Below are 10,289 nucleotides of genomic sequence, written 5' to 3'. Positions count from 1 at the left end.
GGCAAGTCCTCCGGAGGACCCCCCGGATCCGTCACCATCAGCCGCGGGCTCGAACGACTGGCACCCGCAGCAGAGATGCTACGGGTGCTCAGGGAGAATGGGCTCGCGAGATGAGACCAATGCTCAGGCCCTGGTTCGGGTCGAGGGGCGAACAGCCCCCGCGGGGCCCGGGGCAGCGCCCCGGCGCAGCGGCTCAGGTCTACCAGGCGGAGGCAGGCAGCGCTCAAGCCGTTATTCCACGACGCGCTGTTCCTCGTAACGAGCCGGCGGCGGGGCTCAACCCTTCACGATGCAATGCCAAGAACGGTACACAAACAGATTTCGCTTGCCGCTCCCGCTCCCGCTTCCGCTTCCGCTATCGCTACCGCTCCCCGTCACCACGGAGAGGTCCTGCACCGGCCCCGGATCCTTTCCCCGGAAGCACCTTCCAGTCCTCTACCGCTCTCCAACCCGCTCCCCGGAAGCACCTTCCAGTCCTCTACCGCTCTCCAACCCGCTCCCCGGAAGCACCTTCCGATCCTCTACCGCTCTCGCACCCACTCCCCGGGAGCACCTTCCGATCCTCTACTCGGCGCGGCGCAGATGAGGGCGAGCGACGCCATCTCGCCGCGCCGGTGCGCTGCCCTGTCGCGCCAGCTCGAGGCTGACCTGCTCGTCTAGATGACGCCGGTTGTAGGCGCCCGTCTGGCTGTCAATCAGCGACGGATCGTATCCGTAGGAGATGAAACGGGGCCCATCGAGATCCTGGATCACCAGCATCGTCGAGCCGACGACGATCCGATCGCCCAGCCTGACCTGCACACTGTGCACCGGCGAGTGGTTGACGAAGGTGCCATGGGTGCTGCCCTGGTCCGAAGCCGGGGCGAGGAGGAGAGGACCAGGGCGATCGTGGGTGGCTGCGCCGGAGGAGAGGCCATGCTCGTGCGCAGGATAGGAACGTATCGCGCGGTCCCTGTCGACGCTCTCGCTCCTCTCACCATGTCCCTCGGCGAGGAGCATGAGGCGAGCGCCCTCGGTGCCCCCGACAGGCTCACCATGGACGCAGTCGATGCCTTGATGACTGTGGTATCACCGAGAAGCATGTCCGAGGGCGAAGCACGGGTGGAGAGCGAGGAAGACCTGGGACTGGAGGCCGAGCTGGCCAGCGGGATGTTCGAGACCAGCCGGGGCTCCGAGGAACTGGTGGTGCTCCCGGTGTATGGGGAGCCTCCCCAGTATTACTGCAGCCTGCGGCGGCCAAAGGGGCCTGTACTTTGTGCGGTCCAGCCGGACCGTGGTGGGTACACGGTGGGCGATGACGGTGGGGGGGATCCGGTCTGGATCGTCGCCGGCGCGGCACTCCCCACGAAGCTCGCGGTGGCGGTGGTGCGAGCCTTCGAGCGAGGCGAGCCACCGGTTCTGCCTTTCGTCCCGGGGCTTGTGTACCACGAGGGCGGCGGGACCTTCATCGACTGGTCCGGGCCAGACCCTCAGCGGCGCGCCTCCCATGAGCTGGCCGTGGAACTCGACGGCGTCTCTCGCGTCCAGCGGCGTGTGGCAGGCGCTCACGCATGTGACCGTGAGGACGCCGGAGTGGCTCGCCTTCATCGCCTCCCACCCCCTGCCCGGGCTCCGACGCCTGTGCACCTGGTTCCTCGACCTGACAGGGCAGCAAGCCGTCCTCCAGGCCGCTCTCGATGCGCACCCGCACATGACCGCCCTGAGGCTCGATGCGAACCAGGTCGCGAACCTGCCACCGCTCTCCGCCCCGCAGCTCCGGCGGCTCATCCTCGAGTATGACTTCGCCGCCGACGACGAGGGGGAGGCCCTCCAGCAGGTCGCCACCCCGAGCGTGTCTCGCTTCCGACTCGACGAGAACGTCGAGATCATGATGGGCTTCGTCGGTATGTTCGATATGAACGATCCGGACTTCTCTTCCGACGTGCCGCTCTGACGTGGACAAACGGGCAATGCACTTGACCGAGCAGGTCCTGCAGGGCTCTGATGGCACCGATGGCCGAACACGCCCCCACCGCCCTCACGATTGAGTGGGCCCTGGGTCTGTGCGCTTCGCGCGGCAGCGAGACAGTCGATGTCGCCGCCGGAGCTCGAGAGGGATTGCTCGTTGTCTCGGGCGGGACGGGCGGACACGGCACGGGGTGGCTCGGCGCACGATTGACCGTGCGCGGGCTTCTGGCGCGAGGCTCGACCTCTGCCGCGGAGGCCAGGTTCGTGGGGGCCGCTGATGGCGTTCCGGACCTCGCGCGCTGGGCCGGCGGGGTGGCACGAGCTGCCGACATCGAATACGAGAAGCACGCGGCGGACTCGGGGGATCGAGCAGCGCGTGAGCTCGCCTCCCTGTTTGCCGACATCGACAGGGAGCTTGCCGGTCCCCCGAAGCATTCCCCGGCCAGCCTCATGGCCGGGTGCACCGCCACGCGACTGGACGGCGCTCGCGTGCTTGGAGCGCACGTGGGGATCGGGCGAGCGCTCCTCTTCCGGGCAGGCGCCGACCACTTCGAGAACCTCGTGGTCGAGCACTACATGCACCTCGTCGGAGATCGCACACCGCAATTCCGCGACATCGACCCTGCGCAGATCCCGCTCAACATCATGGTCAACGGCCTCGGGGCACTCGCCACATCGGGGGTCGGTATCGACCGATTCGCCGTCGAACTCGGCGCGGGCGACCTTCTCCTCCTATGCTCGCAGCGGCTCGACATTCCCGATGAAGAAGCGGCCCGAATCGCGAGGACGGCCTTGGACGACGGGGTTCCGCTCCACGAGCTCGCGCGAGCGATCGAGCGTCGCGCGGCAATGACGCCGAGCCCTTCGGACGTGGCCTTCGCGATTGCGCTGGCGCGACCGATCGAAGCCCCGCCTTCTCGGTAAAAAACCGTCCCCCTCTCTTCTTCGGCGCAGGCTTCGCGGGACGGGAGCGCGACGCCGTCCATCAATCGGTTGTGCCCGGCGTAGCCGACCACGTGGAGCACGTGGTCACGCGCTTCCTGCGCTACCTACGGCGGCTGACACCGCGCTCGGTGCTGCGCAAGAGCGCGCGTGCTCTCCCGCCACTTCTGGCTCCGGCGCGCGTTGTCAAATCATCATCGACGACTCACTTGGCGTGAAGCCCTCCGCCAGCTGCTCGTTGGTCAGCGCAGCCACGTCGGTCGCGATGTTCTTCGACGCCGTCTGACGCTCGAGGATGTCGCCGTCTATGTCTTTCATCCGGACGCAGACGCGGTTGTTCAATCCCGCGACCGACCACACGCGCCCGTCGGGATGCACGAATGTCCGCCACGGCACGGGAGTCTGCCTCGCCGGAGGCTTCGTCCATCTCCGCATCTTCCACGCGAACGGCGCGATGCGAATGCGCGCGTCGATTTCACCGCTCCACTCGCAGGCCACCCCCTCGGCGCGCAGGGCGTCGAGGACGGCGTTCGCGACGGCGGAGGCGCTCTCGTCCGTCCCGTCCAGCGCGCCGAACGTCAGAAGGAGGCCCTCGCCTTCGACGCCGCGCTCGACATCCTGGGAGTGGTAGAAGACCGCGCCGAGCACCTTCTTCTTCTTCGACCTGAGCGAGGCGATGCGCGCGTTGACCTCGGCCCATCCCATCGCCTGGGTTCCGCCGGCGTTCTGCATCGCCACGATACCGCTGCGATCGAGCCTCGTGAATGCCTCGTCGATGGCGTCGTTGGTGGTGCGGTCGGTCCACCGCTGTTCGAGCGCAAAGTCTTCGCTCCAGAGCGCCCTGCAGTAGGCGCGAAACGTGTTCGTGGCCGACGCCGCCACGACTTCCGGCGCGGCCTCGCTCGCGCACGCGAGGATGTAGTTGGTGCTGCCGTCCAGCGTCTTGAAGCGCTCCGCGGTGCCTCTCACCAAGATGCGCGCGCGGCGGAGGGCGTCCGCGTTGAGCTGGTGAGCATATTCTGTGGCGATACTCGCTGCTGTGTCCATCAGGCCGCGGAATGTACCGAATTGATGCTGTCGGGGCAAACGGCACCTTGCTCGCGCTCGATGACGCGCGCTTCCGCGCTGCGGGCAAGGCCCCATGGGCCGCGGAGGCGTCGGGCTTCAACGTGCACGCGGGCGTCACGGTGCGCGCGGGCGACCGCTTGAGCGCCTACCCTCCGATCATCCAGAGACCCTCTGCCCGCGCCCGCCCTCGGTCTCCTCCTCGGGCAAGAGCCCCGCGAGCGAGCCCGTCTCCTCGTAGAGATCGAGCGCGAGTTTTTTCGAGGCCGCGTTGTCCGCATACCGCAGCGACAGCAAGCAACGCACGCGCGGCGCCTCGGCGAGCGTCTCGGGACAAGCCTCGCGGAGCTCCGTCGTGCGCAGGTGCGTCGCCAGGTAAAGGATACGCTCGGCCGCCTCGGCCCGCGCGGATTTCGGCGGCGGTGCGGGGGCGGGGGCGGGGGCGGAGGCGGAGGCGGGAGCGGGAGCGGGAGCGGAAGCGGTCGCGGCCGCGCGGTGCGGGGGCGGCGCCGGCGGAGGCGCGCCGCAGCCGGCCGGGGCCACGATCCACCTGACGAGCACTCCGAACCCTCGACGCACGTCGCTGTTGTCGCGTTTTACCGCGGAAAAGGGAAGGTATCCCTGCGTCCGTGCCCGATCCCTTGTCGGACCGTCTCGCCGCTGTTACGACGGAGCCGTGCCCGAAGGCGACACCCTCCACCGCATTGCCAACGCGCTCGGCCCGCGGCTCGTGGGACAGCCCGTGCGTTCGCTCCTGCTTCGGCACCAGTCCATCGACCGCCTGACGGGCCATCTCGTCACCAAGATCGAGGCGCGAGGCAAGAACCTGCTCGTCTTTTTCGACGAGGGCACCGTCCTCCACACCCACCTCCGCATGGGCGGCGCCTGGCACCTTTATGGCGAGAACGAGCGCTGGCGCCGGTCTCCGACCTTCGCCACGGTCGTGCTCGCCGTCCCCGGCCTCGTCGCCGTCTGCTTCCGCGCGCCCGTGGCGCGCCTCGTCCGCGCGAGCTTGCTCGCCGGTGATCCGGCCATCGGCAGGCCCGGCCCGGACCTCATCGCTCCCGCGTTCGACGAGGCCGCCGCGCTCACCCGGCTCCGGCGTATGGGCCACAAGGAGATCGGCGACGCGCTCATGGATCAGCAGGTCGTCGCCGGGATCGGGAACGTTTACAAAAGCGAGATCCTCTTCCACGAGCGGCTCGATCCGTTCGCCCCCGTGGACGCCCATTCCGACGAGGAGCTCGCGCGCCTGCTCGCCTTCGCCCGCCGCATCATGGTCGCCAACGCTACCGCCAAACCCCACGCGAGCGGACCCGGCGCGCATAATGGCCACACACGAACGACCCGCGAGGGCGCGCGTCCCGGCGAGGGCCCTCTCTCCGTCTACCGCCGCGCGGGCGAGCCCTGCTACGATTGCGGCGCCCTCATCGAAATGCGCCGCCAGGGCGAGGCGCGGCGCTCCACCTATTCTTGTCCCCGATGTCAGGCACCTCGACGCGCAGCGCACCGGGAGGCACACGCGTGACGCGGACCCGAGCGAAAACCTCGAAAGGCGGCGCGCTCGCCCATTTCCACGAGGCGACGCGCGCCTGGTTCCAGAGCGCCTTTCCCGGACCCACCGAGGCCCAGGAAAAAGGCTGGCCGCCGATCCAGGCCGGCAAGTCGACCCTGCTCCTCGCGCCCACGGGCTCCGGCAAGACGCTCGCCGCGTTTCTCGTAGCCCTCGATCGATTGGTCTTTTCGGACGAACCTCCGAAAGAGGCTCGTTGCCGCGTTCTCTACGTTTCGCCGCTGAAGGCCCTCGCCGCCGACGTCGAGCGAAACCTCCGCGCCCCGCTCGCGGGCCTCACGAAGACCGCCGAGCGCCTCGAAATCCCGTTCCGCGTCCCCACCGTCGCGATTCGCTCCGGCGACACCTCGCCCGAGGAGCGCGCGCGCCTCGGAAAACGCCCGCCCGACATCCTCATCACCACCCCCGAATCGCTTTTCCTCCTGCTCACCTCGAACGCGCGGGAGATTTTGCGTTCGGTCGACACCGTCATCATCGACGAAATCCATTCCCTTGCCGCCACGAAGCGCGGCGTGCACCTCTTTTCGTCCCTGGAGCGGCTCGAAGCCCTGCGCGGCGAGGGGCCGCGGACCACGCGTATCGGCCTCAGCGCGACGCAGCGCCCGCTCGATGAAATCGCGCGCTTGCTCGGCGGCGGCGAGATCGACGACCAGGGCAAGTTCGTCCCGCGCCCCGTCACCATCGTCGATGCGAGCGCGCCAAAATCGCTGGAGCTCTCGATTGAAGTCCCAGTCGACGATTTGGGGGCTTCGCTCCGCGAGCGGAGCTACGCCCCCAAACCCCGCGACGACATGACCCGCATGGGCGAACCCGGCGAGGACGCGGGGAAGGGGCCGAATGCGGATCCGGCGGCGCGATCGATCTGGCCGAGCATTCACCCGCGCCTCGTCGAGCTCGTCCGCGCGCATCGATCCACCATGATCTTCGCCAACAGCCGCCGGCTCTCCGAGCGGCTCGCGGCGGCGATCAACGAGGCCGCAGGCGCCGAGATCGCCGCCGCGCACCACGGATCCGTCGCGCGGGACGAACGCTCGCGCATCGAGGAAGCCCTCAAAGAGGGACGCCTCCCGTGTATCGTCGCGACCTCCTCGCTGGAGCTCGGCCTCGACCTCGGCGCCGTCGACCTCGTCGTCCAGATCGAATCCCCGCCCAGCGTCTCGGCCGGCCTCCAGCGCATCGGCCGCGCCGGCCACGCCGTCGGGGCCACCTCGCGCGGCGTCGTTTTCCCGAAACACCGCGGCGATCTGCTCGCGTGCGCGGCCGCCACGAGCCGCATGATCGACGCCAAGGTCGAGGCCACGTTTTACCCGCGAAACCCCCTCGACGTCCTCGCCCAGCAGGTCATCGCGATCACGGCGATGGATTCCATCCACGAAGACGCCCTCTTTTCGCTCGTTCGTCGCGCCGCACCCTTCGCGGAGCTCCCGCGCGCGAGCTTCGAGGGCCTGCTCGACATGCTCTCCGGTCGCTACCCCTCGGACGAGTTCGCCGAATTGCGCCCGCGTATCGTCTGGGACCGGACGACCGGCGCGATCCGCGCGCGCGAAGGCGCCAAACGCCTCGCGGTCGTCAATGCCGGCACGATTCCCGATCGTGGCCTTTATGGCGTCTTCCTCGCCACGGAGGAATCCGCAGGCAAACCCGGTCGTCGCGTCGGCGAGCTCGACGAGGAGATGGTCTTCGAGGCGCGCGAAGGGGAGGTCTTCGTCCTCGGCGCGTCCTCCTGGCGCATCACCGAGATCACGCACGACCGCGTCCTCGTCGTCCCCGCGCCCGGCGAACCCGGCAAAATGCCTTTCTGGCGCGGCGATCGCGTGGGTCGCAACGTCGAGCTCGGGACCGAGATCGGCCGCGTCGCCCGCGAGATTGGAAAGGCCGACGACGTCGCGGCCGAGCGCCTCCTGCGCGAAAAACACCACCTCGACACGCGCGCCGCGAAAAACCTCATTCGTTACGTCCGTGATCAAGCCGCGGCGACGGGCGAGGTCCCGAGCGACACCACGATCGTGCTCGAACGTTTCGTCGACGAGGTCGGCGACACCCGCGTCTGCATTCTCTCGCCCTTCGGCGGGCGCGTACACGCCCCGCTCGCGAGCGCCATCGAAGAGCGCTGCCGCGCCGAGCTCGCCCTCGAAATTGAGGCCGTCTGGGCCGACGACGGCGTCGTTCTTCGTTTCCCCGAATCCGAGGGCCCGCCCGACGCGCGCCTCTTGCTCCCCGACGCCGACGAGGTCGAGGATCTCGTCGTCCGCAGCCTCGGCGCTTCCGCGCTCTTCGCCGCCCGCTTCCGCGAATGCGCCGGCCGCGCCTTGCTTTTGCCGCGCAAGCGCCCGGGCAAACGCTCGCCGCTCTGGGCCCAGCGAAAACGCGCCTCGGACCTGCTCGCCGTGGCCGCGCGGTACGGCTCGTTTCCCATTCTCCTCGAAACGTACCGCGAGGTTCTTCGCGACGTCTTTGATCTGCCGGCACTCATCGACCTGCTGAAGAAGATCGAATCTCGCAAGGTCCGCGTGCACGAGGTCGACACCCGCGCGGCCTCACCCTTCGCCGCGTCGCTGCTTTTCGGGTACGTCGGCAACTTCATGTACGACGGCGATCTGCCGCTCGCCGAGCGCAAGGCGCAGATGCTCGCGATCGACCACGCGCGCCTGCGGGAACTGCTCGGCGAGGCCGAGATGCGCGAGCTACTCGATCCGGCCTCGATCGAGCTGCTCGCGCGTTCGCTCCAGCGCCTCGACGGAAAACGCCCCCTGAAGCACGCCGATCAGGTCCACGATCTCCTGCTCTCGCTCGGTGATCTTTCGCGGGCTGAGATCCTTGCGCGCGCCGGGACCGACGAAGATGGCGGAGGCGCAACCCGCGTATCCGGTTTTCTGGACGAACTCACGCGCGCGCGGCGCATCTTCGAGGTCACGATCGCGGGCGAACGACGGTTCGTCGCGGCCGAAGACGCGGGGCGCCTGCGGGATGCGCTCGGCGTCGTGCCTCCGGGAGGTTTGCCCGCGGCCTTCCTCGAACCGTCGGCGGATCCGCTCGTCGACATTGTCTCCCGTTATGCCCGGACACACGGCCCCTTCCGTGCCGAGGACGTCGCGCGACGTTACGGCCTCGGCGTCGGCCCCGTGCGGGCGGCGCTCGCCATCCTCGCCACGCGCCGCCGCGTCACGGAGGGCGAGCTCTTGCCCGGCGGATCCGGCCGCGAGTATTGCGACACCGAGGTCCTCCGCTCGCTCAAGCAACGCTCCCTCGCGCGCCTCCGCGCCGAGGTCGAGCCCGTCCCGCCCGAGGCATACGCGCGTTTCCTCGTGGAATGGCACGGCCTCACGCGCCCGCGCCGCGGCCAGGAGGCATTGCTCTACGCCGTCGAGCTCCTGCAAGGCGCGCCGCTCGTCGCGTCCGCGCTCGAAGCCGAGATCCTCCCGGCGCGTGTAGACGGGTATCGCCCCGGCGATCTCGATGCGCTTTGCGCCGCCGGTGAGGTCATCTGGCGCGGCGTCGAGCCCGTCGGCGATTCCTCGGGTCGCATCGCCCTGTATCTCTCGCAGGCCTATCCCTATCTCGCGCCGCCGCCCGGCAAAGCCGAGGGCGCGCTCGCCGCGCGTGTTCGCGAGACCCTCGCGCGGAGAGGCGCCGTCTTTTTCAGCGATCTCCTGCGAGAAACGGGCGGCTTTGGGCACGACGTGCTCGCCGCGTTGTGGGAGCTCGTATGGGCCGGCGAGGTCACGAACGACACGCTCGCGCCTTTGCGTTCCCTCGGCCGCGAGGAAAAACGCGGCGGTCGGCGGCATTCGAGCCGCGGCGGTCTCTTCGGCGCCCGTCGCGCGGGACCGCCTGGCAGCGAGGGCCGCTGGTCGCTCCTGCCATCCGCCTCCGAGAACGGCCCCAGCGAAACCGAGCGCCGCGCCGCGCTCGCGCGTATTCTCCTCGATCGCCACGGCGTGCTCACCCGCGAAGCCGCGCATGCCGAGGGCCTCGTGGGCGGTTTTTCCGCCGTATACGATGTCCTCCGCGCGATGGAGGAAGCGGGCAGGGTTCGTCGGGGCTATTTCGTCGCGGGCCTCGGCGCCGCGCAATTCGCGCTTCCGGGCGCCGACGATCGACTCCGCTCCTTCCGCGAGCCCTCGGCCGAGGGCCGCACGCTGGTTCTCTCGGCGGCCGATCCGGCCAATCCTTTTGGCGCGTCCGTGCGCTGGCCGGGCGACGACGCCGAGCCGGAGAGCGGTAGCCGCGGCGCCTCGCGGCCAAAACGCGCGGCCGGCGCGCGCGTCCTTCTCCACGACGGCAAATTGCTCGCCTGGATGGGCAAAAGCGAGCGCGGGCTCCTCACGTTCCTGCCGCGCGACGAGCCCGAGCGCACCGCGGAGAGCCGCGCGCTCGCCCGCGCGCTCGCGGACCTCGTCGACGAAGGTCGCGCGCGGATCGTCCTCATCGCCACGGTCGACGGCGAACCCACGGCCCGCTCGCCGCTCGCGGACGCCTTGAAAGAAGTGGGGTTCGTCGCGACGAGCCAGGGATTCCTCAAGCGTCAAGCCGCCGCCGCGGCGCCCCCCTCGCGGCCTTTCGGCGCGCCCGGCGGCTGGGGAAGGCCCTGGTCGAGCAAATTCGCCTCGGCAACGCCCACGCCACAAGGTAGCGAACACGCGCCGCCGCCCGAGGACGATGGCGACCTCCTCGATCTCGAAGACGATTTCGACGGATGACCTCGGCGTACGGCCGCGAGACCTATCGCGCGGACCCTGGACATGTGAATGCGCCTGGAACC

7 protein-coding genes are annotated in these 10,289 nt (G+C 69.3%); 4 read left to right on the top strand and 3 right to left on the bottom strand.

Going from position 1 to position 10,289, the window contains the following annotated elements; translation table 11 throughout:
• Window positions 1-564: 564 nt before the first annotated feature.
• Window positions 565-999 (bottom strand): FHA domain-containing protein, encoded by a 435-nt coding sequence (locus tag KEG57_RS46310; RefSeq protein ID WP_272427599.1) that lies wholly within the window; start codon window positions 997-999, stop codon window positions 565-567.
• 487 nt (window positions 1,000-1,486) lie between these two features.
• On the opposite strand from KEG57_RS46310, the gene KEG57_RS46305 reads away from it, so the two are divergent.
• Window positions 1,487-1,933 carry a hypothetical protein gene (locus tag KEG57_RS46305; protein ID WP_272427597.1) on the top strand — a complete coding sequence of 149 codons (447 nt, stop codon included), beginning with the start codon at window positions 1,487-1,489 and terminating at the stop codon, window positions 1,931-1,933.
• Between the two features lie 164 nt (window positions 1,934-2,097).
• Window positions 2,098-2,871 (top strand): hypothetical protein, encoded by a 774-nt coding sequence (locus KEG57_RS46300; protein WP_272427595.1) that lies wholly within the window; start codon window positions 2,098-2,100, stop codon window positions 2,869-2,871.
• Between the two features lie 204 nt (window positions 2,872-3,075).
• Here KEG57_RS46300 and KEG57_RS46295 read toward each other — a convergent pair whose 3' ends face one another.
• Both KEG57_RS46295 and KEG57_RS46290 read right to left on the bottom strand, forming a co-directional pair.
• Entirely contained in the window at window positions 3,076-3,936 is an 861-nt protein-coding gene (locus KEG57_RS46295) for a DUF6891 domain-containing protein (protein WP_372518241.1), read from the bottom strand.
• Between the two features lie 177 nt (window positions 3,937-4,113).
• Window positions 4,114-4,515, bottom strand: a complete 402-nt coding sequence (locus KEG57_RS46290; RefSeq protein ID WP_272427592.1) for a hypothetical protein — start codon at window positions 4,513-4,515, stop codon at window positions 4,114-4,116.
• A 115-nt stretch (window positions 4,516-4,630) separates the two neighbouring features.
• On the opposite strand from KEG57_RS46290, the gene KEG57_RS46285 reads away from it, so the two are divergent.
• Together KEG57_RS46285 and KEG57_RS46280 are read left to right on the top strand one after the other, a co-directional pair.
• Window positions 4,631-5,482, top strand: a complete 852-nt coding sequence (locus KEG57_RS46285) for an Fpg/Nei family DNA glycosylase (RefSeq protein WP_272427591.1) — start codon at window positions 4,631-4,633, stop codon at window positions 5,480-5,482.
• A complete protein-coding gene (locus KEG57_RS46280; protein WP_272427589.1) occupies window positions 5,479-10,227 on the top strand; it encodes a DNA glycosylase AlkZ-like family protein in 4,749 nt (1,582 codons plus the stop codon). The genes KEG57_RS46285 and KEG57_RS46280 overlap by 4 nt, the downstream gene beginning before the upstream one ends.
• Window positions 10,228-10,289: the final 62 nt, after the last annotated feature.

The organism is Polyangium jinanense (genome assembly GCF_028435365.1).
Note: the sequence above shows the minus strand (reverse complement) of the source record. Positions and strands in the feature narration are given on the sequence as shown.